Origin of the sequence: Bacillus sp. FJAT-27245, from assembly GCF_001273955.1 — a bacterium.
In the GTDB taxonomy this organism is placed as follows: domain Bacteria; phylum Bacillota; class Bacilli; order Bacillales; family Cytobacillaceae; genus Bacillus_D.
This window is the reverse complement of the sequence record NZ_LIGI01000001.1, coordinates 1,460,320-1,483,096: the sequence shown is the minus strand read 5'-3', so window position 1 is coordinate 1,483,096 and position 22,777 is coordinate 1,460,320. Positions and strand designations below refer to the sequence as shown.

The 22,777-nt window shown below is 46.4% G+C and carries 22 protein-coding genes; 10 read left to right on the top strand and 12 right to left on the bottom strand.

What is annotated here, in order from left to right:
- Position 1: 1 nt before the first annotated feature.
- Positions 2-811 carry a cyanophycinase gene (locus ADU24_RS07115; protein ID WP_053365975.1) on the bottom strand — a complete coding sequence of 270 codons (810 nt, stop codon included), beginning with the start codon at positions 809-811 and terminating at the stop codon, positions 2-4.
- 205 nt (positions 812-1,016) lie between these two features.
- On the opposite strand from ADU24_RS07115, the gene ADU24_RS07110 reads away from it, so the two are divergent.
- From ADU24_RS07110 to ADU24_RS07100, 3 genes are all read left to right on the top strand, one after another.
- Positions 1,017-1,247 (top strand): hypothetical protein, encoded by a 231-nt coding sequence (locus ADU24_RS07110; protein WP_053365974.1) that lies wholly within the window; start codon positions 1,017-1,019, stop codon positions 1,245-1,247.
- An 18-nt stretch (positions 1,248-1,265) separates the two neighbouring features.
- Positions 1,266-1,388, top strand: coding sequence for a hypothetical protein (locus tag ADU24_RS07105; protein WP_053365973.1), 123 nt, complete (start codon positions 1,266-1,268; stop codon positions 1,386-1,388).
- Positions 1,389-1,541: 153 nt separating this feature from the next.
- Complete coding sequence (locus ADU24_RS07100; RefSeq protein ID WP_156324533.1) at positions 1,542-1,886, top strand: spore coat protein; 345 nt, start codon at positions 1,542-1,544, stop codon at positions 1,884-1,886.
- 88 nt (positions 1,887-1,974) lie between these two features.
- On the opposite strand, the gene ADU24_RS07095 is transcribed toward ADU24_RS07100, so the two are convergent.
- The 4 genes from ADU24_RS07095 to ADU24_RS07080 form a co-directional block, all read right to left on the bottom strand.
- The gene (locus ADU24_RS07095) at positions 1,975-2,625 is read right to left on the bottom strand and encodes an amino acid ABC transporter permease (protein WP_053365971.1); all 651 of its coding nucleotides are present in this window, start codon (positions 2,623-2,625) and stop codon (positions 1,975-1,977) included.
- 12 nt (positions 2,626-2,637) lie between these two features.
- On the bottom strand, positions 2,638-3,288 hold the full coding sequence (locus tag ADU24_RS07090) for an amino acid ABC transporter permease (RefSeq protein WP_082306845.1): 651 nt from the start codon (positions 3,286-3,288) through the stop codon (positions 2,638-2,640).
- A 98-nt stretch (positions 3,289-3,386) separates the two neighbouring features.
- Complete coding sequence (locus tag ADU24_RS07085) at positions 3,387-4,199, bottom strand: transporter substrate-binding domain-containing protein (protein WP_053365969.1); 813 nt, start codon at positions 4,197-4,199, stop codon at positions 3,387-3,389.
- A 20-nt stretch (positions 4,200-4,219) separates the two neighbouring features.
- Positions 4,220-4,948 carry an amino acid ABC transporter ATP-binding protein gene (locus ADU24_RS07080; protein WP_053365968.1) on the bottom strand — a complete coding sequence of 243 codons (729 nt, stop codon included), beginning with the start codon at positions 4,946-4,948 and terminating at the stop codon, positions 4,220-4,222.
- A 364-nt stretch (positions 4,949-5,312) separates the two neighbouring features.
- Between ADU24_RS07080 and ADU24_RS07075 the strand changes: the two genes are divergently transcribed.
- Positions 5,313-5,666 (top strand): hypothetical protein, encoded by a 354-nt coding sequence (locus ADU24_RS07075; protein ID WP_053365967.1) that lies wholly within the window; start codon positions 5,313-5,315, stop codon positions 5,664-5,666.
- A 77-nt stretch (positions 5,667-5,743) separates the two neighbouring features.
- Here ADU24_RS07075 and ADU24_RS07070 read toward each other — a convergent pair whose 3' ends face one another.
- Positions 5,744-6,718, bottom strand: a complete 975-nt coding sequence (locus ADU24_RS07070; RefSeq protein ID WP_053365966.1) for an aldo/keto reductase — start codon at positions 6,716-6,718, stop codon at positions 5,744-5,746.
- 83 nt (positions 6,719-6,801) lie between these two features.
- Positions 6,802-7,683, bottom strand: a complete 882-nt coding sequence (locus ADU24_RS07065; RefSeq protein ID WP_197277482.1) for a GNAT family N-acetyltransferase — start codon at positions 7,681-7,683, stop codon at positions 6,802-6,804.
- 133 nt (positions 7,684-7,816) lie between these two features.
- Here ADU24_RS07065 and ADU24_RS07060 point away from each other — a divergent pair, with 133 nt between their 5' ends.
- The 3 genes from ADU24_RS07060 to ADU24_RS07050 all read left to right on the top strand — a co-directional run bounded on the left by ADU24_RS07060 (position 7,817) and on the right by ADU24_RS07050 (position 11,649).
- Positions 7,817-8,713 (top strand): ABC transporter ATP-binding protein, encoded by an 897-nt coding sequence (locus ADU24_RS07060; RefSeq protein ID WP_053365964.1) that lies wholly within the window; start codon positions 7,817-7,819, stop codon positions 8,711-8,713.
- Between the two features lie 11 nt (positions 8,714-8,724).
- On the top strand, positions 8,725-9,681 hold the full coding sequence (locus ADU24_RS07055) for an ABC transporter permease (protein ID WP_053365963.1): 957 nt from the start codon (positions 8,725-8,727) through the stop codon (positions 9,679-9,681).
- Positions 9,682-9,789: 108 nt separating this feature from the next.
- Entirely contained in the window at positions 9,790-11,649 is a 1,860-nt protein-coding gene (locus ADU24_RS07050; protein ID WP_053365962.1) for a GGDEF domain-containing protein, read from the top strand.
- A gap of 88 nt (positions 11,650-11,737) precedes the next feature.
- Here ADU24_RS07050 and ADU24_RS07045 read toward each other — a convergent pair whose 3' ends face one another.
- From ADU24_RS07045 to ADU24_RS07020, 5 genes are all read right to left on the bottom strand, one after another.
- Complete coding sequence (locus ADU24_RS07045) at positions 11,738-12,994, bottom strand: GNAT family N-acetyltransferase (protein ID WP_053365961.1); 1,257 nt, start codon at positions 12,992-12,994, stop codon at positions 11,738-11,740.
- A gap of 21 nt (positions 12,995-13,015) precedes the next feature.
- Positions 13,016-13,897: a GNAT family N-acetyltransferase gene (locus ADU24_RS07040; RefSeq protein WP_053365960.1), complete on the bottom strand. Its 882-nt coding sequence runs from the start codon at positions 13,895-13,897 to the stop codon at positions 13,016-13,018.
- Positions 13,898-14,211: 314 nt separating this feature from the next.
- Entirely contained in the window at positions 14,212-15,366 is a 1,155-nt protein-coding gene (locus tag ADU24_RS07030; protein WP_053365958.1) for a glycerate kinase family protein, read from the bottom strand.
- A gap of 152 nt (positions 15,367-15,518) precedes the next feature.
- Positions 15,519-18,479 carry a type III restriction-modification system endonuclease gene (locus ADU24_RS07025; protein ID WP_053365957.1) on the bottom strand — a complete coding sequence of 987 codons (2,961 nt, stop codon included), beginning with the start codon at positions 18,477-18,479 and terminating at the stop codon, positions 15,519-15,521.
- 3 nt (positions 18,480-18,482) lie between these two features.
- Positions 18,483-20,369: a site-specific DNA-methyltransferase gene (locus ADU24_RS07020; RefSeq protein WP_053365956.1), complete on the bottom strand. Its 1,887-nt coding sequence runs from the start codon at positions 20,367-20,369 to the stop codon at positions 18,483-18,485.
- A gap of 287 nt (positions 20,370-20,656) precedes the next feature.
- Here ADU24_RS07020 and ADU24_RS07015 point away from each other — a divergent pair, with 287 nt between their 5' ends.
- The 3 genes from ADU24_RS07015 to ADU24_RS07005 all read left to right on the top strand — a co-directional run bounded on the left by ADU24_RS07015 (position 20,657) and on the right by ADU24_RS07005 (position 22,764).
- Positions 20,657-21,229 carry an FAD-dependent oxidoreductase gene (locus tag ADU24_RS07015; protein ID WP_053365955.1) on the top strand — a complete coding sequence of 191 codons (573 nt, stop codon included), beginning with the start codon at positions 20,657-20,659 and terminating at the stop codon, positions 21,227-21,229.
- A 415-nt stretch (positions 21,230-21,644) separates the two neighbouring features.
- Positions 21,645-22,175: an RNA polymerase sigma factor gene (locus ADU24_RS07010; protein ID WP_053365954.1), complete on the top strand. Its 531-nt coding sequence runs from the start codon at positions 21,645-21,647 to the stop codon at positions 22,173-22,175.
- Positions 22,156-22,764, top strand: coding sequence for a hypothetical protein (locus tag ADU24_RS07005; RefSeq protein WP_053365953.1), 609 nt, complete (start codon positions 22,156-22,158; stop codon positions 22,762-22,764). The genes ADU24_RS07010 and ADU24_RS07005 overlap by 20 nt, the downstream gene beginning before the upstream one ends.
- Positions 22,765-22,777 lie beyond the last annotated feature (13 nt).

Genomic DNA, 22,777 nt, shown 5'->3' with positions numbered 1-22,777 from the left:
TTTACTCCCCTTTGATTAATAGTTTTCTGTTTATCAAATCGAATGTATAGCCGTGAGTAAGGGTATGAAGTTTAAAGTTTGAGAGCGTCAGTTCCTCGCTCCCCTCTTCGGTTTTGTTTACTTCCACGAAGCTGTTTTCCTTTCCGTCCAGGATGAGCACCTGATGCTCGCCAATCACTTCAAATTGGTCTCCTTCAACAAGAATCGCCGTGTTCTCATCAATTCCAATACCCATCAAATCCGGATTTCCCGCAATTGCCCCAAGCAGCCTATCAAAACGGGACCTTTGTGAAAAATGCTGGTCAATCAGCATATTTTCCATGAATCCGAATCCTTTATCCATTTCTACCTGAAGGATTTCATCCGAATCCTTCGTCAGTGCATTCACAATCATATGCTTACCCATGATGGACGCTCCCGCACTCGTACCACCGAGCACCATCCCCTGTTTCCATTTATCGAATAATAGCTTGTGCAACTTTGTTCCCGTTATCATTTGTGTTAGCCGGCTTTGGTCGCCGCCGGTTATGAATAAAGCTGAAAGGCTCTCTACATCCTTAAGTATTTTGGGGTCTTCTGCCTTTTCCCTGGAATCTACATCTATTGTGATTGGATTTTCCAGCCCAAGGTTTTCAAACACCTCTTTGTACTCTCCGCCTACTTCAATTGGTATTCTCGTGGCCGTTGTCAGGATTCCTACTTTCCCGTCATTTTTCAGGGATAGGTCCACAAATTTTTTCAGAATGGTGACACCACTATATTTTTCTTCAGCGCCGCCAATGATTAATAAAGGGCCATTTTTCACACTCATCACCTGTCTGGTCAGAATAAAAACTGATTACAACAACATTTCTTTACCCTTTTAAGTCTTTTTAAAACGCAATCCGTAACAAGGTATATGTTTTAAAATATAAAATTATGGCAAGTTTCCCAAAAAAGTACCCATGGCTATTTCATATACCTGTTGTTTTAGCCACAACGGGTATAGGGTATACAAATGGAAGAGGTGATAACAAATGGAAGGAAAGGAAAAGAAGCCGAAAGCATTACTGCAGCAGGGAAAACGGGACAATCCCGAACAATATCCGACAGATACGGAAAGCCTGTTTGATAAATTTGAGAGTGAGATGAATGTCGACCCAATTCCTATGGAAGACTTAAAGATTGAGCAGCGGGAAGAAAAGGCCGAACACCATACGAAAGACGATTCTTCAAGCGAGCGGAAATTCAATACAGGTTTTAAATGACAACGAGGAGGGCCAAGAGTGGATAGGAGAAATGAAAACAACAACTCATTAGAACAGGAACAGAAAAAGCAGACGGGTAAAGACATCGAACCTGAACGGGATCCCGTTAAACCCCAGGAAGAAACTAAAAAGGATAACTAAAAATGATTAAAAGGAAGCACTGCCTGGCATAAACGCCGGGCAGTGCTTTTTTTCCAGGCCTATTTTTTTACAACTCGGCTGAGCGGATGTTTTTTCACCAAAAAAATGAATCATTCATAAACTATCTTGGATGACACCAGAGGAGGTAAGCGAATGGAAAACAGACAAATGTTTGGCGCCCCAGGCATGGGAGGATATGGCGGATATCATGGCTATGGCGGATATCCAGGCTATCCCGGCCATGCTGGTTATCACGGCGGGTACGGCGGAGTCCCCGGTTATGGAGGCTTTCCGGGATACGGCGGGTATCCTGGATATGGCGGGTATCCTGGATATGGCGGATACCCTGGACACGGGGGATATCCTGGACACGGGGGATATGGCGGATATCCGGGGCACCATTATGGATATGGCCACCACCATCATCATGGACATCACCATGGGCATCACCATGGGCACCACCATGGATATGGAGGTTACGGACACCAGCAGGAATAGGGCAATCCACTAGCGGGGCTAGGCGGCAAGTATTGATCCAATGAATAGCAAGCAAGCGTAAAGGAAAGCCTGACTCCTTCAAGAGGAATCAGGCTTTTTTAAGTTCGAGTTTTCCTGCTAGAACTGACAGCAGGTAGTTGACTGCAAAATACATAAATGCAAGGATAACTAGCATCGGAATGACGTATCCATCCTTTTGGCCATATATGATTTGCGCGTTATGCGTCAGTTCCGGCAGTGAAATGACGACTGCAAGGGATGTGTCTTTTAAAAGGGAAATAAATTGGCTGACAATCGGTGGGACCATCCTTCTAAGCGCTTGAGGCATAACAATATACCGGAGGGTTTGGACGTAGCCCAGCCCTGAAGAACGCGCCGCCTCAATTTGCCCCTTTTCAATCGAATTCAGGCCACTCCTGATGATTTCCGACAGCATTGCCGATTCGAATATCGTCAAGGCGACAATCGCCGCGGTTGTGACAGGAAGCTTAAGCCCCACTTCCGGGAGGGCGAAATACGTAAAGAAGATGATGAGGAGCAAGGGCAGGTTTCGGATGGTTTCAACCCCAACTGCCAATATATGCGAAACAACCGGAATCCTGGCATATCGGGCGGTTCCGATTGCACCTCCAATAATGAAGCTTAAGACGATGGCAATAAATGCGACCAGGAGGGTAACCCCGAATCCCTGGAGAAGAAATTTCAAATGGTCGAACGAATAAGCGCCAATAAAATCCAAGTTGGCACCCCCTTAATTGCTCCGTGCCAGGCGTCGCTCCAAATAACCAACGCCAAGGCTGAGCGGAATTGTCAACAGCAAATAGAACAATGCAACGATGATATACGTATCAAAGACGACAAACGTCCTTGAAGAAATAATGTCAGCTTGGTACATCAAATCCATCCCTGCGATGACGCCCAGGATCGAAGAGTTTTTTACAAGATTGATAAATTGGTTGCCAAGCGGCGGTATGACGATTTTGATCGCCTGTGGCAGGATGATTGTTAGCATCGCTTGGTTGTACGTCAAGCCCGATGACCTGGCCGCTTCCATCTGGCCTTTTGGAACAGCAAGAATGCCCGCCCTGATGGCTTCGGCTATAAAAGCAGCTGTGTAAACGGCCAAAGCGATTGTTCCTGCCGTCAATCCGTCAAAATCCACCCCCACGGATGACATTCCAAAAAAGAAAAAGAAAGCGATGACCAAAACCGGAATATTCCTGACGAATTCTACATATGCCCTTCCAAGCCAGTTTAACAGCTTTATTGGAGCAATCCTGAAGACCGCTATAATCGTCCCAAGCAGGAAGCTGGAAATAAGCGCAATCAAGCTTGCAATGATCGTTACTTTAAACCCCTCGAGATAGAGGTCGAGGTTATTTGTTAAAATTGAAAAATCCACCCGCGCCACCTCTTTTGCATTTGCCAATCAGGCAAACATTTTTCCTTATGAAGCAATCAGGATGAGCCAGGGAGGCCCATCCCGATTTCATTAGCGGATTATTGTTGTTTAATCCATTTATCCTTTATTTCATCATATTTGCCAGAATCCTGAACTGACTTGAGAGCTTTGTTTAGTTTGTCGACTAGTTCCTTGTTGCCTTTTTTAACGGCAATCCCGTATGGCTCTTCAGTGAATGTACCGCCGACAAGCTCGAAGGACGGATCTTCGTCAGCCATTCCATATAAGATGGAGTCATCTGTAGTAAGGGCGTCGCCTTTTCCTGATTTGAGGGCAGTAAACGCTTCTGCGTAGTTTTCAAACTCCAGCACCTGGGTTTCAGGGGCTTTTTCACGGATATTGAGTGCCGAGGTAGACCCTTTTACCGCCAGAACCTTAGTCCCTTTGGTTAAATCTTCGAGGCCTTTGACTTTGCTGCCTTTTTTGACAAGGAGGGATTGCCCCGCCAAAAAGTAAACATCAGTGAAATCCACTTCCTTTTTACGCTCCTCTGAAATGGTCATTGTTGCAATAACTGCATCGATATCGCCATTGTTCAGCATCGGAATCCTAGTTTTGGAGGTAACTTCCTTGAACTGGACTTTGTTTTCATCACCGAGGATTTCTTTTGCGAGCGCCCTTGCTAAATCAACGTCGAACCCTTCAACCTCTCCGGTGCTCGGGTTCTTAAGCCCAAAAAGCCTTGTATCATGTTTGACGCCAAAAATAATTTTATCCCGTTTCTTTATCTGGCCCATGACGCTTTTGTCCTTGTCGTTCTCGCCGCTAGTCTTTTTCTCATTCCCACCGCACGCCGCAAGTAGCAGTACCGCGATAATTGAAATAATCGTTAATTTAAAAATCCTTTTCATCTACATTTCCCTCCTGAATTCTAATGGTTTAATATACGGCTGAGAAACAGTTTGGCCCGCTCTTCACGCGGGTTCTCGTAAAACTCAGCCGGTGTTGCTTCTTCAAGGATCCTGCCTTCATCCATAAAGACAATCCTGTCGGCCACTTCCCGGGCGAATCCCATTTCGTGTGTGACGACGACCATCGTCATGCCTTCCTTCGCAAGCGCTTTCATAACATCCAGCACTTCACCGATCATTTCCGGATCCAGAGCGGAAGTCGGTTCATCGAAAAGCATGACCTCTGGCTTCATCGCGAGTCCCCGCGCGATTGCGACACGCTGCTGCTGGCCGCCGGACAACTGGGACGGATAGGAATTCGCCTTGTCGGGAATGCCCACTTTTTCAAGGTATTTAATTGCTGTTTCCTTAGCCTCCTTTTCCGATTTTCCAAGTACTTTCATAGGTGCCAATGTAATATTTTCAAGGACGGTTTTATGCGGGTACAAATGAAAATGCTGAAAAACCATCCCGATTTCCCTGCGCAGCTTATTGACGTCGGTTTTTTTATCGTGAACGCTTACATTATTCACAGTCAAAGTTCCGGTCGTGATTTCCTCTAGCCGGTTGATGCAGCGAAGCAGTGTGCTTTTCCCTGAGCCGGACGGCCCAATGACAACCACTACCTCGCCATTGTTTATTGTCAAATTAATATCCTTAAGGACGTGAAATTCCCCAAAATACTTGTTGACCTTTTCAAAAACGATCATGCCATTTCCCCTCTCCTCAAACATCAATTCGAATCGTGTTCAATTGGATGAAAATAAATGTTTTGGAATATGTGATTATTATAAATTTTCAGAATTTATTTTTCTATTATAATATAACAATTACAATTTGGTCAATGTTGTAATAAAACACGTAAAAAATGAAATATTTCTTTCATGCCGACCTGTTGTAATGGAAATATCTAAGGAAAAACAACTTTCACCCATTTTTTTATGTATTCTTTCATTCTACTTTTTTCCCGACAAATTGCGTCTTTCCGAGTTTTTATAAAATTCCAAGTTTAACTTTCAGTTCAAAAGGAAGAAGTACAGGGAGGAATGATTATTTAAGGGAGGAATGCCATCTATGCATTTGGATAATTTCGAGGATCAAAAAGTACAAATAAAATTCCGTAACTTCCCAGAAGAATTGAAGGGTGATGTTACTGGCATCTACGAGCCGGAAGAATGGTACCTTGCAAAACTTGTAAAAAGCGAAAACTTTGGCATCTGGGTCGAAAACCCATGTTACAAACGAACGATGATCCAAGACGACGAAGGAACTCACATCCCACAAGAAGAGCAAATCGAAGAAACATGCGTCACCCACCTCCTTATCCGCTGGGAATACATCAGCTCCATCATCACCTTTCCCGAAAAAACCCATGTCGGAGTCGACAAAAAGGCCCATCTCATCGGCTTCCAGCCTGACAACGATTAACAGCCAGCGGTGTCTGGCACCCATGTGGGACAAAACATGTCCCAGCGGGGTGCCAGGCACCAATATACAAAAGTTGTTCATGGGAGCCGCTTGCCTCGTGAGGCGATGTAGAGGCTGTACCATTCTTCTCTTGTCATGAGGGTGGCCTGGCGGGGTGCGTCCTGGCAGTTTTTGATTCTTTCCACGTTTGTGGTTCCGATGACGGGCTGGATATTTGCCGGGTGGCGCATGAGCCAGCCCAGAAGGATGGCTTCTTTTGTCGTTTCCTTTTCTTCAGCCATTCTTGCTACGAGTTCCGCGGCTTCTTGTTCAGCCGGTGAGGAATAACCCATTCTGCCTGTGTAAATCCCTTTTGCAAGCGGCGCCCATGCCTGGAGCTGAATTGTTTCGAGCATGCAATGTTCGATTAACCCTTCGGAAAAGTGAGTTTCCAAGCCCGCCGCCTGATTTACATGGATTCCTTGATCCAGCCAATCGATTTTTTTTAAGTTCATTTCCATCTGGTTTACAACAAGCGGGCTGCCGACGTAAGCCTGAAGAAGCTTCATCTGTGCGACATTCATATTTGAAACCCCGAAATTCCTTACCTTCCCCGCTTCAAGCAGGGAACTAAAGGCTTCGGCGACTTCCTCCGGTTCCATTAATGGATCGGGACGGTGAAGGAGAAGGATATCCAGATAATCAGTTCCTAGCCTATCGAGTATGCCATCCACCGATTCAAGAATATGGCTCTTTGAAAAATCATAACGGCCCGGATTTTGGCCGTCCGCAAAACGAATCCCGCACTTACTTTGAATTATGATGTTCTCCCTTAAGCCCGGCCGGTTTTTGAGGCATCTTCCGAATACCGCCTCCGCTTTCCCTCTTTTATAAATATCGGCATGGTCAAACATCGTCATGCCCGATTCCAAGGCTGCATCAAGCCCGCGTTCCGCTTCCGCAAGCTCGTTTTTCCCGATTTCCCCTGTTTCCCAATCGCCTCCAAATCCCATAAAACCAAGAACGAGGCGGCTATCCGTAATTCCCCTTTTCTCCAAAGGCATGTTTGACATATACGTATTCCCCACTTTCATAAATATTCCATTTCCCTTTTGCATGCTGCATGCATAATGGCTTAGTGTAGCACAGCCAGATCTTACGCCTGCGCTGTAATTGGATGCTTAAACTTGGAAGGCAATGAAATGCCACAAGCCGTACGGAAAAACATGGCTTCACTTCCCGAATATGTGTTAGTTTCAAATGCCAACGAAGCGTCTTCAGGGGTAAAGTGAAAAACGACTTTTTCCGTTTCCTCACCAGCTATCTTCTCAAGAATCGAGGATAAGTCCAAGTGATTACTGCTGATGAGATCGAACAGCTGCAGCTCTCCAGCCTCTTTCTCATAAATGGCGATGCACTCTTCACCCTCAAGATAAAAAATACAATGCTTGAATACATTCAAACAATAAAACATGAGGAGCTCCTCCGTACCGGTTGCCGAAAACATACTTGAAACCGGTATCCGCTTCTTCGCCATTTCAAAAAGCAGTTCCCTATCCCGCACATCTTCCATATTAAGCTTGCGAATCCGCCGGCTTGAAACTCCGCAGCTTCCCAAGAACGGCAGGGAAAAAAGGGTCTCCTTTTTTTGAGCAAAGCCAAATTTGGGGTAGTAATCGAGCACTGATTGATTAGCGAACAAGTACATTACATCATAAATCCCTTCAAAATCCGCCAACACCCGTTCCATCAAACTGCGGGAAAGGCCCTTCCCCCGAAAATCCGGGTGGACCATTACCGTTCCAATCTGTACCCCTCTTCTCTCCACTCCTTCCATTAAAAGGCCAATCCGGTTAACGGAAACATTCGCAATTACTCTTTCACCGTCATAATACGAATAGGGGATGTATTTGTCTGTCCAATACCCCATCCCATACCAGCGGTTGAACTGTATACCGAATACCGCCCTTGCCATGCTGAATAAGCTTTCCCTTACTATAGGATTATCTCGGTACCCTTTTACAAACGTAAACGCCATCCCATACTCTCTCCATCCTTTTTTAAGAACTTCTTCCATTTTACCCCTTTGGCCGATTTAATACTAATCACAGATAGTGTACTATTATAAATAGAAACCAAGTTTTATAGCGCAGTAGCTGGAGGGCAATGTAGTGGAAACGATACTGGAATTAAACAATGTAAAAAAAGTAATTGGAAAAAAGACAATCATTAACGGCTTAAGTTTTTCGGTTCGCAAAGGGGAAGTTTTTGGCTTTCTGGGGCCGAATGGCGCCGGCAAGACCACAACAATACGGATGATCGTCGGTCTAATGGATATTACGGAAGGTGACATCGTGATATGTGGGACAAGCATCCGAAAAAGCTTTGAAGGAGCAATCCGAAATGTTGGGGCAATTGTTGAAAATCCTGAAATGTACAAGTTCCTTTCAGGCTATCAAAATCTGCTTCAATACAGCCGGATGCACAGTAAAATCCCTAAAAGCAAAATTTCGGAGGTTGTCCACCTGGTCGGGCTTGCCGAGAGAATACACGACAAAGTTAAAACGTATTCACTTGGAATGAGGCAACGTCTCGGGCTTGCGCAGTGCCTCCTCCATGATCCGAAACTCCTTATCCTTGATGAACCGACAAATGGCCTCGATCCGGCCGGGATACGTGAAATCAGGGACCACTTGAGGATGCTCGCCCGCGAAAGAGGCATGTCTGTAATTGTTTCGAGCCATCTTTTATCGGAGATGGAACTCATGTGCGACAGGATTGCCATCATTCAGGATGGCGAGCTTATCCAGGTCCAAGATGTGGATGCGTTTGTGGCGGATAACGGGAGCAGATATTCGTTTGAAACAGGACCGCTCGGGGATGTACGCGGCTGGCTCCAATCCGAGTGGGATGCCCAGTTCTCGGAAGATGGCTTTACCGTTCATGCAAAACGGGAAGACATTCCATTCATTCTGAAAAAAATAATCGAGGCGGACGTTGATGTTTTCTGCGTGAAGGTTGAATCGAAAACGTTGGAAGACCGCTTCCTTGAAATCACTGCCAACTAAGGAGGCTCAACATGAAGAATCTCGTAACAAACGAATTGGTTAAAATTTTCGGCAGGGCGGGGACGTATGTCATGATCGGCCTGATTGTCATCCTGGTAATGGGGATGGCGGGATTGTCCAAATACGAGGAATACGACAATCCTCCTAAGGAAAATCCTCATTGGAAAGCAGAACTTGAAAAACAAATTGTGAACGACCGGGCCTCGCTTGAAAATTTCGGAACTGTTAATGGAAATTTAGGGCAATATTACAAACGGGAAATTGCCATTAAGGAATACCGCCTCAAGCATGACATGGCTCCCCCTACGGAAATGCATGTCTGGTCATTCGTTGAAGATGCAAAAAGCTTTATCAGCTTTGTCGGCCTTTTTGCGATTGTCATCGCGGCCGGAATCGTTTCATCCGAATTTTCATGGGGAACCGTTAAACTTTTGCTCATCAGGCCGATTGGCAGGTGGAAAATCCTGCTTTCAAAATATTTCGCCATACTCGTTTTTGGAACTGGCCTATTAGCTTTTCTATACGTTTTTTCCCTATTGGTGGGCATAATCGTTTTTGGGCTTCCGGACCACCCGGCTCCCCACCTTGTTTTTACTAATGGGCAAGTAGTTGAACGGAGCATCGCCCTGCAGTTAATGGCCGAATATTTGATTAGCTCCATCGACATCCTCATGGTTGCGACGATGGCATTCATGATATCGGCTGTTTTCCGGAACAGTTCGCTTGCGATTGGAATTTCGCTGTTCCTCCTCCTGACTGGGGAAGCATTGACCATGCTTCTGGCAGGCAGATTTGAATGGGCGAAATACTTCCTTTTTGCAAATACGAACCTGGCCGTTTACATTGATGGCACGCCTCCGATTCAGGGAATGACGATCGGCTTTTCAATCATAATGCTGATCCTGTACTTTGCGCTTTTTCATTTGCTTGCATTTTGGATATTTTCGAAACGCGATGTCGCTGCCTAAGCCGTGTATTGTTTCTCAGATTTTTCGACATTATTTTTGTAAGAAAATTGTAAATAAAGGCAACCTTAACCAGTCCGTATGAGGTATAATTAAATTGGGTGATGCTTTATGAAAGATGGGGCTATTATTATAGCAATGTTGACGATGCCAGCTTTGTTATACATACATATGAAAGAGTTAGATACACCCCTATTTGCGGTTTCTCTTGCGGCCGTAGCCTTTTGCGTCTTTAATTTTTTTCAGTTTAAAAAGGCACAGCAGGATGCGAAACAAGCCCGGGAAGAGCTTATTGAAAAAAACAGGAAACTGGACACCATGTTCGGGCACTCAGCCCTCGGAATTATGGTTGCCGATAAAGGCGGGCAGCTATTGGATGCCAACCCAAAATTCCTTGAGATGCTAGGCTATTCCATGGAAGAATTGAAAACTCTTAGTTTCATCGACCTGACTCTTCCCGAAGACCGCGAGAAGGACAGGGAGCTCTATGAACAGGCTGTAAAAAAGAAGCTGCCTTATTCAAAAGAAAAAAGATACCGCAGGAAAAACGGCGAAATGTTCATCGGAAAACTCTCTGCTTCCTTTGTCCTCGGTAATGACGGCGAACCGATGTACGCAATTGCCCATGTGGAGGATATTACAAAGGAAAAGCTCCTTGAAAAGGATTTAAAGGAAAGCCAAAAACGGTACCGCGACCTGGTTGCCTATTCCCCGGAACCTATCATTGTCCACCGTGATGGCGTAATTATTTTAGCAAATGAAAAAGCCTGCCAGATGGTTGGACTGTCCACGGAAGAATTGCATCACAAATCCATTTATGACTTCATCAGCCCAGAATACCATGGAAGAACAAGGGAAAGGCTTGTGGAACTACAAAACGTTGTTGGGGAAGAAGAGTCGCGCCATTTTAAAATCATCATTCCCGGGGGCCAAAAACTGACAATCGAAATAACACATAAAGCCATCGAATATGAAGGCCTCCCCTCCATCCAAGCTACATTCCGGGATGTAACGGACCGAAACCGGCTTGTAAAAGATCTTCGGAAAGCGACTGAACGCTATCGCTTCATTACCGAAAATTCGAAAGACGTCATTGCTTTCATTGATTCCGAATGCCGCTATGACTATATTTCTTCTGCCTGCAGGGATATCCTTGGGTATGAACCGGATGAACTTATTGGCAAGAATGTTTTCAGCTTCGTCCATGAAGACGACGCCCCTGAGTTGGAAAAAGCCCAGCTTGAAAACCTCATCGGGGTGAATGACCATTTTTCCCTGATTTACCGGCACCGTTTAAAGGATGGAAGCTACCGGTGGATCGATACAGTTGCGAAAGTGTTAATGAATGAAAAGGGTGAGATTGATTCCTTCCTGGCGATTTCGCGCGATGCCACTGAGCGGAAAGAAAAGGAGAAAAGCCTAGAAAGCGCGAACGATTTCCTGAAGATGCTATCTTCTCTCGACGGCCTGACGGGAATCCCGAATCGCCGCTATTTCGAGGAAATCCTCGAGAAGGAATGGGAGAGAAACAGGACAAATGATACTCCCCTTTCTGCGATCATGCTCGATATCGACTGTTTCAAGCTTTACAACGACACGTTTGGCCACCTTGCCGGCGATGATTGCCTAAAGCAGGTTGCATCGATTATCCGGGATGCCCTCAAACGGCCAAGGGATCTTGCCGCGAGATATGGCGGAGAGGAATTCATCATCCTTCTCCCCGAAACGGATAAAGCAGGAGCCATGATGATTGCCGAAACAATCAGGGAGTCTGTCAGAAAACAGGAAATCCCTCATACATCATCGGAGATAGATTCTTACATCACGATAAGCGCTGGCTTTGCCACCATTGTTCCGGATGCTCAGTTTGCGCCGAAGGATTTAATAAGGGAAGCCGACATCGCCCTTTACCAGGCAAAACGCAATGGAAAAAACAAAGTATGCTCAAAGCTGGTAAACTCGCCTTTATAGCCATCGCAGTAGGGCGAACAGCGCAAATAGACTAAAGGGAAAAACGCCGGATCCATCATCCGGCGTTTCTTCATATCATTTAACGTTTTTAAAAAGGCGTAGTGCAAATCGGTTTTTCATCTCCCCGGAAAGCCTTCTCCATTAGGGGCGCGAACTCCGGTTTGCTTAGCTTCAGCCTTCCAAAACGATGCAGCTTCCTAAAGCCAACCGCACCGACCATCAGGGAGGAGAATTCCGCAATATCAAGTTCCATCTCAAACTGTGTATCTTCAGCATTCCCTTTCGAAAGTTTCCCACCGTCCAGTCTGACATCAATTTTTGTGGGTTCTACCGAATCGAAGCTGTCGTGGACGATTATGGTAAAACTTGTTGTCACATTTCCGAATACCCGTGAATCAAGGTCGCCAATTATTTTTTCAATGTCAATAATTTTATACATCAGGCCGATGCCGGCGCGATTCGTTTCGTGGAAAACACTCGGAATGAGGTAATCGCTTCCGTCCCGCGCATCACCTAGAAGAAATTCGAGTGAGTCATCCTGTGTATTAAGGATAATCCGTTCAATCTGGTCGGATTGTGAATTCAGGAACTTTGCAAGGCTTGCAAGGGCTTCGGGCGTTTCATAAATAAATTCCCTGACAACAAGGTTATTACGCAGAAAATTTTGTTTATCCGCCTGTTCAAACCCGTAAACGATATAGCCATTCAGCTCCCCACCATTGAAAACTCCAAGGATGCGGTTTTCGGGGTTTTTAAAAAGAGCGTCTGTGTCGTATGCAGTTTTTAGAATCATGCCGTGTGTCTTTGTCGCGGATCGGTTGTAGCACTCCCTGATTTTTTCCTTATCGGCCTCGCGAAGCATTGCAAGCCCTTCCTTGCTTCCCCCTGGCGGAAAGCTGTCTGGTTTGATCCTGTATTGGTTCATCTTCGTCCCGTAGCCGAAGCCCATTTTTTTATAAAAATCGGGTCTGAAAGGGTACAGCATCGCGATTGACGCCCCTTCATTCCTAAAATGGCTGATGAAATAACTGATCAGGTCTTTGGCAACCTTCTCCTTTTTATGTAAAAGGTCAACAGCCACAAGGCCTACTCCCCCGACAAGGACAATTTTTCCATAAAGGTTCATTTCAAATGAATGCAGCCTCATCCCGCCAACGAGCTTGCCGTTTCTGAACAGGCCGTAAAAGTCGATTGTGCCTGATTCTTCATGGACGCGGCGGAGATTGCTGGCAAGCTTTTCTTTAAATTCAGGGGTGTTTTCCTTGTTTGCAGGAAAAGCCTGTATGGCAATGTTGGCAAATTCAAGGAATTCATCTTCAGCCAATTTTCTGATCGTTGATTCCATGTTGTCACTCCCCTTGTTTTTCTATTCCATTTCCCGGTTCATCATGACCTGATAAACAAATGGCGTAAACCCGATTTCCTTCAATGTTTCATGTGCAAGGCCGCTCTTTTCTTTCGGGAGGTTTAGGACAACCCTTCTGATGTCATTTTCAAACGACCCAAAAATGTAGCTTAATAGTGCCTGCATGATTTCCTTTGCATCCTCCCGGCTTTCATCCGCTTCACATTGATAGATTGTAGTTGCGACATGCAGACCCTCTTCATTAAAACCCTTTTTGAAGTAGGCATACCCCGCATCTTTTCCATTTTCATCAGACAGAATGGCTGCTTGGGCCAGCTTGGCACTTTGCCAGTGGGTCTGCCAAGGGTTGCCGCCCTTGTAAAAAGCAAGGTTGCCAACCTGGATTGGATAGGCCTCCCTTATTGTGAAACGTTCTCCCGCCTGAAATGGGGAATCTATAAGTTTTCCCTTTAGCTCCAGGTATTCAAGGCGATCAACAATTTTATAACCAAGGCTTTCATATAAGGCAATTGCTTTGTCGTTTCCTTCAATTGCTTCAAGCATAGCGAGCTGGACGCCCTCCTGCCTGTAAATCTCGATCGTTGCTTCCATTAGTGCCCGCCCGACGCCCTGCTTCCGGTATTTCACTGCAACCGCCGTGCCCCCGTTCCAGGCTGTTTTTACCCCTTTAATCGTCCGGATTCCATTCACGATCAATCCGGCAGGCTCTCCGTCCACAAATGCGACAACACTCATGGATGGCGAGAGGTCCTCTAACGGAAATCTTTGCAGGAAGGCCTCATGGGTCATCGTCAAATCCACGAAGTATTCCTCAAACCCGGTATTCCAAGCGGTTAACACTTCGTTGAATGTACAATCCGTAAGCCGTTTTATCTCTATCATTCTCTCTCCCCCATTTAGCTTAATTTACCATTCTCGTTTAGTTTAACCATTTTGTGGTTTGGCCGTCAAAAATGAACTGCCGCCCGGGGTTGGCCGGGCGGCAGTCATGATTATGTATATACAAATCATTCTGAATGTTATCCAATATATTGTAGTGAAGTATAACCTCATATGCCCGATTAAGGACGTATTGGGGTCGCTTCGCAGTTCCGGCTTTTTTTCCGAACTCTACCCCTTCGAAATAATCGTTGTGTCCTTATTTTTCGATTTTTGAGACACATAATCCTGTCAAAAACCATTCTGTGTATCGTTTCTTAAAAATCAGCTACCCCACTTACCTTTAGGAGCCGGGCGGCATTTTCCGCCGTTCTTTCGAGATTCCTTTGCCCATTGGCAAGGGCTTCTTCCAACGGAACAACACCTTCATTAATGCCGAAGATGGCATCGATTTTTTCATGGAGCGGTTCAATTCCATCGCCAATTTTTCCGGCAAAAGCAATCACGGGCTTGTTCCATTTTTTAGCCAGCGCAGCGACCCCGTATGGCGTTTTCCCAAACCGGGTCTGAAAATCAATGCTTCCTTCCCCGGTCCAGACCATATCCGCCATCTTTACTTTTTCCTCAAGTCCGGTATATTCAATCACAAGGCTAATGCCCGGTTTCAAGCCGGCATTTAGAAAGGCGATTAGGCCGGCACCTAACCCGCCCGCCGCCCCGGCGCCTGGAATATTTATGACATCATGGCCGAGCTGTTTTTTTATGACGTTTGCAAAATTCGTTAGGTTTTGGTCAAGCATGTCAACCATTTCTGGACTCGCGCCTTTTTGTGGCCCAAAAACATGGGAAGCTCCCTCCGGTCCGCACAGTGGATTTGTTACATCGGAGGCAACTTCGACAGAAATGGATTTCAGCCGAGAATCCAGCCCGGAAAGGTCTATCCTGCTTAGTTTTCCAAGACTGCCTCCCCCTTTCGGAAGTTCATCCCCGTTTTCATCGAGGAACTGTCCGCCTAGCGCCTGTACCAATCCAGCACCGCCATCATTTGTGGCGCTTCCTCCAATTCCAATTAGCAGTTTTTTAATCCCGTGGCCAAGGCAGGCGCCAATTAGCTGCCCAGTTCCAAATGTAGTAGTTATGAGCGGATTGCGTTTCTCCTTCGGCACAAGATGGATTCCGCTCGCGCTCGCTATTTCAATTGCCGCCGTTTCCCCATCGCCAAGGATTGCATATTCGGCTTCCACCTGTTCGCCAAGCGGGCCGCTTACTGTTTTTGTAAAAACCCGCCCACCGGTAGCATCTGCAAGCGACCGCATTGTCCCTTCCCCGCCGTCGGCCATGGGGACATGAAGGCAACGGACGGGCAACCCGGATTTAAGGATTCCCCGTTCCATCGCCTCACACGCCTCTTTCGCCGTCATGCTTTCCTTGAACGAATCGGGAGCGAGTACAATTGTATATTTATTTCTCATGTTAGTCCTCCGCACGATTATTGATAACTTAATCGTATCAATGAAGATCGTTTCGGTAAAGGGTAACCGCCACGTTCAACTTGTTTATCTTTACAATGGCCCAAGGACATCCGGAAGCTCCAATCCAAAAAAGAGCCCGGGCGTGAACTGCTTTATCCATTCATTTTCAGCATAAATTCGTTTACATCGCTTTCCGGTCCCGCAAAGGCGATTCCAGACTCAATTGCCTCAAAATGCTTTTTTGCGAATTTGATTTTCGCAAGTTCCTCGGGACGGAGGCCGGACTCGATGCTGGTGCCTTTCGTCTCGATGACAAAGTACAGCTTTTCCTCGCCGTCTTTTGTAATGACCGCGGCCCAGTCAGGGTTGTAATTGCCAACAGGCGTTTCAATTTTGAACCAGCTGGGCAGCTTCACGTATACTTTGACATCGGGGTCATTTTCGAACCGCTCGGCAAACTGCGCCTCGATTGTATACGAATCGTACAGCACATAGTCGAACGGAGACTTCGTGCTCGGCAGCGCATTGTCATTCAAATAGGCAAGCAGCTCTTCATTTTTGAAAAGTTCGACCACATAGCAGGCTCCCTCCCCAATCTTGTGGTAACGGATGCCATCAGCGAGGAGGAGCCTCATTTCCCGCTGAATGATTTTTCCCGCTTCTTCAATAAATTTTTGCGGGTTGTTTTTAAAATCGTCAAGCCTTCCGCAAGCGGCTAAAATCCGCACAACCGTCTTCCTCGTCAGGTTTGTCCGATTCTGGAGCTCGGTGATGATGTCGGGAAGCACATGGCCCGGAGAAACATAGTCCTCGACGCGTTCGCTTGTCATCAAGCCTTTCATGCCTGAAAGGCGGTCAATACCCGAAATCCGATCTTTCCGGGAGATGATCCGCACCCTGTCAATTTTCGGCATCGCCGAAATTCCTGCAACCGACTTTTCGATTAGCTCGCGGCTGTCAAATTGTACGGAGTAAACTGTTTTGTACTTGATTTTATCCCACAGTTCAAGGAACTCGCCAGAATCGAGAACAGCTTTATTTAGCTTCACTCTTCTTTTCTTTGTGGCATCCTTGATCGGCAGGCGGTTCACAATATGATTCAATTCCCTCATGATGGCGGATGCCCAAGGGGTAAATTCTTCCGGGAGCACGAACTGGCCGCTTTCAAGGGCTTCCTTGAGTGAGCCGGTCGCCTTATCTTTCCTGTCGAGAGCTCCGGAAGCCTTCAGCCAGTCAAACAGCTTAGCCGATTTATCGTATCCAAGCTGTATTAATTCATCGCTTTCCGGATTAAAATAGCCAAGCTTCGTGAACGTATGCTTTTCGATTTTCCCAAAGACAATCCCGGTCTGTTCTTCCATTTCCTTTTGAAGGTTTGCAACAAACTCTTCATACGATTCACTTGCCATTACGGTAAGCGTGTTAATAGTGTAGTCATCAACGCGCTCTCCGTCCTGGTTCACAGCAAGCCTCAAGCCGCGGCCAATTTCCTGGCGCCTGCTAATATATGTGCCTGCCGAATCCTTTAGGGTACAAATCTGGAATACATTCGGGTTATCCCAGCCTTCCCGGAGTGCCGAATGCGAGAAAATAAACCTGAGCGGCTCATCAAGGCTTAGAAGCCGTTCCTTCTCCTTCATGATCAGCGAATAAACATCCGTATCGGCGGCTGTGTTTCCTCTCGTATCCTTCAATACACCTTTTTTATCCTGGGCAAAATAACCATTGTGGATCCTGTCCACTTGTCCGGCTTCCTCATCGATGTCTTCAAAAAGACTCCTGTACTTCGGCTTCCGGATCAGCTTGCGGTATTCTTCTTCAAACAGTTCCGCATAAATACCGGGTACCGGGCGCCCGTTCCGGTCGTAATCGCGGTAGTTGGCGACCTTGTCGATGAAAAACAAACTCAGTACCTTGATGCCTTTTGGCTTCAACTGCAATTCTTTGTCGAGATGCTCTTCGATTGTTTTACGGATTTGATACCGTTTCAAAGTCTCTTCGCCTTGGGCGCCGATTGCCTGCCCAATGGCCAGCCTGTTTCCGTTTACCTCGATTGATTCGCCGCCTTCCGTCCAATCAATTTGCTCGACGAACACGTTACGGTACAGCTCCCTTCCGCCTGAAACGTCGAACAGGTCATCGCCGTTTTTGACCGTTTTGGCTGTCCGCTTTACCTGTCCTTGTTTTTCCACATCAAGTTCAAGCTTCGCCTTGCCCGGCTTTACTTCAACAAGCTTCATGTATGGAAGATTATGGTCCTCTTCGGAACGTACCGACATGACCTCGATTTTCTTGACGAGCTTTTCATTATACGCATCGACCGCGTCGAGCCTGTATACCATATTGTATTTTTTTACATGTGTCGCCGAATAGCGAAGCGTGCAAAGTGGCTGCAGCGAGGAGATGGCTTCCTTTGACTTTGGCGTTGTATCCACGCTTTGCGGTTCGTCAATGATGACGATCGGGTTCGTCTGCTGGATAAACTCGATTGGACGGTAGCCATTCATCCTGTCATTCGGACGGTGAATCAAGTTCGATTTATCCTCTTTATCTGGATCATCAAAGCTTTTCCGGAAGGCATCGATATTGATGATCATCACCTGGATGGCTGTCGCCGTTGCAAAATTGCGGACCTGGTCGAGTTTGTCGGAATCATACACGAAGTATTCAAGCGGCGTCCGGTCATAAAGCTCGGCAAAATGCTGTTTCGTCACCTCAAGCGATTTATGGACCCCCTCGCGGATTGCAACGGAAGGAACGACGATGACAAACTTGGAAAAACCGTATTTCCGGTTCAACTCATAGATTGTCCTCAAGTACACATACGTTTTACCGGTACCCGTCTCCATTTCGACTGTAAAATTCATGCCATCAAGTGTTTCGCTTCTTGCAAGGCCATTTTCAACCTGGATTTCCTGGACATTTTTCAAAACTTCAGCCTCAGTTAAATCCAGCCTGTTCCCTACTCCGAGGTCGGTCTGAATCATCCCGGCATCTTCGCCATATGAAACTGTAAAGTTTGACTGCTTTATTGGCTGGCCTTTAAAAATGCCAACAACGGAATCGATTGCCCTGCGCTGGTAGGGCAGGTCGGAAATAAATTTTAGTTTCATCCCCTACACGCTCCTGACATCGAGAATCCCGTTTTTCTTTAACGTCTGAATTGCATTGGTTTTGATCGTATCGTCCGGGAATCCAGAATCATTGAAAATTACCTTTGTATCCTGAGAATCTGATTTATGCTTCGCCAACCCATTGACAAGCTCAAGGGTGATTTCATCTTCAAGGCAAATCAGTACAGACCCATTTGCAACCTTATAAATTAACTTTCCGGCAATCTGGATTTCCTCGACCCTTTCCGTCAGTGGGATTCCAACCTTCAGAAGCATTTCGGCAAGGAGGTCTTCTTTCGTCCGGCCTTCCTTTATGCTGTTTTCAAGGTCGAACAGGGTTTTTTCAAGATTGTCAGTGTCGGGGTCCCACGCTTTTATATTTGAGCTATCAAGCTTGTATACCTTGAATCCAGTATCTATTTCCGTCCCTCTGCCGGTATCCATCTTTTCCCCGGCACGGCGGATACGCTCCTTCGCTATTTCGCAAATCGTGCCGAAACCCTCCCTTGCCGCTTCTGAATCAGGGCTTGTCTGTTCCGGAAGCTGCACCATGATGAACTTTCGTTTGCTGCCGTATTGCCGGTTTACATCCATGACCGCGTGGGCGGTTGTAGCGGAACCCGAGAAGAAATCCAGGATCAAATCGTCTTCCTTTGACCCGATCAGGATAAAGTCTTTAATGAGGTCGAGCGGCTTCGGATTGTCAAACACTTTTCCGTTAAACAGGCTTTTCAGCAGGTTCGTCCCGTTCCCCGAGCTGTATTCAGGCTTATAGAACAGCGATTTCGGTTTTTTTCCGCGAATGCCCTGGTCTTCTTCAAGGCGCTGCTTTTTGTAAAAAGAGATGCCATTCGCCGTCTTTTTCACTATGATTTCGCCATACGTATCAGCAAGTGTTTCCTTCGAACGCCGCCACGACATTTCCTTGCCATCTGCTGTTTTCGGATATACTTCGTAATCGTCGCCGCTCATCCGCTCAATCGAAATGCGCGAAAGGTCCTTCGTGACATAGATCGGATAATAGCCTTTCGGGCGTTTTTCCCGCGCGCCGGCCTCCCCTGTCCGCATCAGCGTTGCGCCCTGTTTGTAATAGCCCTTCTCGTCCTTGAGGCTGTAATCACCGATATCTTCCTCCGAAAGCGGCAGCTCGCCAATCGAATCTTCATTCGCGATGTTTTTGGCATATACAAGAGTATATTCATGTGTACCGGAGAAACCATATTGGTCATTGTTCCCTTTCAGGTTCATGATTGTCGGGAGCTGGGCCACGAAATTAATCTCTCCGAAAATCTCGTTGCAGATCGCACGAAGATTTGTCACTTCATGATCATCAATCGAAATGAATATAACTCCATCATCGGAGAGCAGGTTCCTGGCAAGCTTCAGCCGCGGATACATCATGTTCATCCAATCGGTATGGAAACGCCCGCTTGTTTCCGCATTCGCCTTCGTTGCCTGGCCCGTCACTTCTCTATAGTTTTTCAAATTGTCGATAAAGTTGTCCTTGTACACAAAATCGCGCCCGGTATTGTACGGCGGATCAATATAAATCATCTTCACCGCGGCGAAATATGCTTTTTGCAAAAGCTTCAGGACTTCCAGGTTATCGCCTTCAATATAGAGGTTTTCAGTGGACTCCCAGTTTTTGCTTGAGCCTTGATCAGGGCGGAGCGTCCCCGTGGAAGGGGTTTGGGCGATTTTCAGCGCCCGAGATTTTCCGTTCCAGCTGAACTCGTACCGCTCCCTGCCCGTTTCTACCGATTCCCCGAGCAAAGCACGCAATTTTTCAAAATCAATTTTCCCGTCCGTGATGGCTTCTGGAAAAAGCCGTTTAAGTTCCCCAATGTTTTGCTTCGTTATATTAAAAGAAGTACCTTCTACTTTTTGCATCCATAACTCCCCTTACAAGATGAATACGTATGGACAAGTTCCTGTTCCCCTGTCCGCTGTCGTTTCTTTTTAAGTATAGCAAACTCGCATGAAGCGATAAATGCCTCAAGCAGTGGGCTCATGTGAGGTGGCGGCTTTTGGTGTTATAGTTTTGGTAATTTGATCCTACGAAAAGCGGCTGACATGTAACCTGCGCAGCCTTTCTCTTAGGCCTACTTGGTTGACTTTGGAAAAAGTGTTGTTTTAAGATATCTTTAGTTCAAGGTATTCAAAAGGAGGCTACAAGTATGTTTGATATTGCGATCATCGGAGCAGGCCCCGCTGGAGCGAGTGCAGCACTTTTCTCCGCAAAAGCCGGCAAGAAGACTGCCCTCATTGACAGTGACAAAGGGATGACGAAGCGTGCCTGGGTTGAAAACCATTATGGGGTACCGGAAGTATCGGGTCCAGACCTGATAGAAACCGGTAAGTCCCAGGCGAAAAAATTCGGCGCAGAATTACTTGAGGATGCTGCCACAAACGTTGAAAAAACTGAAAACGGATTTAAAATTGAAACCGAAAACAAAGGCAGCATCGAGGCTAAACACGTTATTTTTGCCACGGGGATTTCCGTCGACCTAGCCGAAAAGCTTGGTGTAAAAACGAAACCAGGTACAGAACCAAGGATTAAAACCGTCCTGGATGTGGATTCGGATGGAAGGACGAATGTGGAAGGCGCCTGGGCTGCCGGCACTTGCGCGGGCGTCAGCGTGCACACGATCATCACTGCCGGGGATGGTGCAAAGGTTGCCATTAACGTCATAAGCGTGCTAAAGGGCGACCGTTATGTCGACCACGACGTTTTAAAGCCAAAGGAATAAGTATTCTCTTACATTAGCTATATTCAGATGAGAACGGCCAGGCATACGCTTGGCCATTTTTCTGCCTAAAAGGAGCTTTGGTCACGAGGCCCGGAGGTTTTCCCTTCTCTGTCCAAAAATTGGGCTGCTTTGGACACACAACCCTTAAAAACTCACTTTGCTGTCCAAACATGGGAGGTACATGGAATGATCTCTAGTAATCTAGCATCTCATTTTAGACAAAAAGAAAGTGGATTTTTTATACAAAGGGAAAGCCAACCTTCCCACGTTTTCAATCGTTTGCCGATTTGAATAAATCATGAGAAAAGTCATTCGCCAGGCTCTTCGCTACAGAAATTACAATTATTTTTAAAAAACTGAAATTACTCCCCCGCTTCCCCGTCTAATTGGTAAATGAAAGAAAAGGAGGCCGGACATGGAAAATGAAAACCTAATCCAGCAATGGTTCAACGATTACCATGATGATGTGTATAACTACCTTGTGTACTATTTTGGGACAAAGGACGTAGAGGATTTTGTCCAGGAAGCCTTTATTAAAGCCTATCAAAATATGAACAAATTTGAAGGGCGCGCGAATCCGAAAACGTGGCTCATTACAATCGCGAGAAATGTGGCAATCGACCATTTGCGGAAAAATCGGCTAAAACGGTTCCTCCCCATCAACCTGTTGAACAAGGCTGCCGCACCGGAGAAGAACCCTTTGGAACATGTCCTTGAGGACGAAACGAAGCGGGAGCTTTATGAAATGATTAAACAACTGAAGCCAGCGTACAGGGACGCCCTAATCCTTCGCGGCATCATGCAGCTAACGCCCGAAGAAACAGCAGCAATCCTGGGCTGGGAAAAAGCAAGAGTCAACCTCTCCTACCACCGGGCTATTGAAGGCTTGAGGAAACAGCCGAAAAATGAAAAAGGAGGTGCCCAAAATGCGGCCATTAACGAATGAAGAAATCCAGAAGGAACTTAACACTTTCCCGCGCCATACCCTTAATCATGCGGCGAAGGAGCGGATAGGGGCCACCTTGAACCGGATTGATTCGACCTTTGTGAAAAGAAAGAATTTTTTCCCGGCCGCCCTTAGCTTCGCGGTCCTAGCCTTTCTCTTTATCGGGCTATCCGCCTTCATTGCGAGCAACATTTCTGGCAATGGCCTATTCTTCGGCTTAGGCGCGGCCCCTGAAGAAAAGTTTTCGATCGACCCGATGGATAAATTTACGATTGAGAGGATTTCAGACGATGAAGTGGAGTTTTATGTGGATGGAAAAAAAGCCGGCGGCATTGAAATCATGACGGAAAGCGAAATGCATAAAAATATTGCTCAACAGAATCTTTTTGAAAACACTACTCTCCCGGGCTTCCACTATCCCGTCAGGTTTACTCTCGACCATCAGAAAACTGAAAAGGCTATCCAAATCCGCCACTACTTTTTCTTATCGGAAAAATCGAAGCTCCGCTACCATGTATATTTCTACTGGGACCAGATTGATCATTCGGATGCCGAGAAAATCGCCAGGACTTTCCGGATAAATGAATAACTCTACCGCGCCG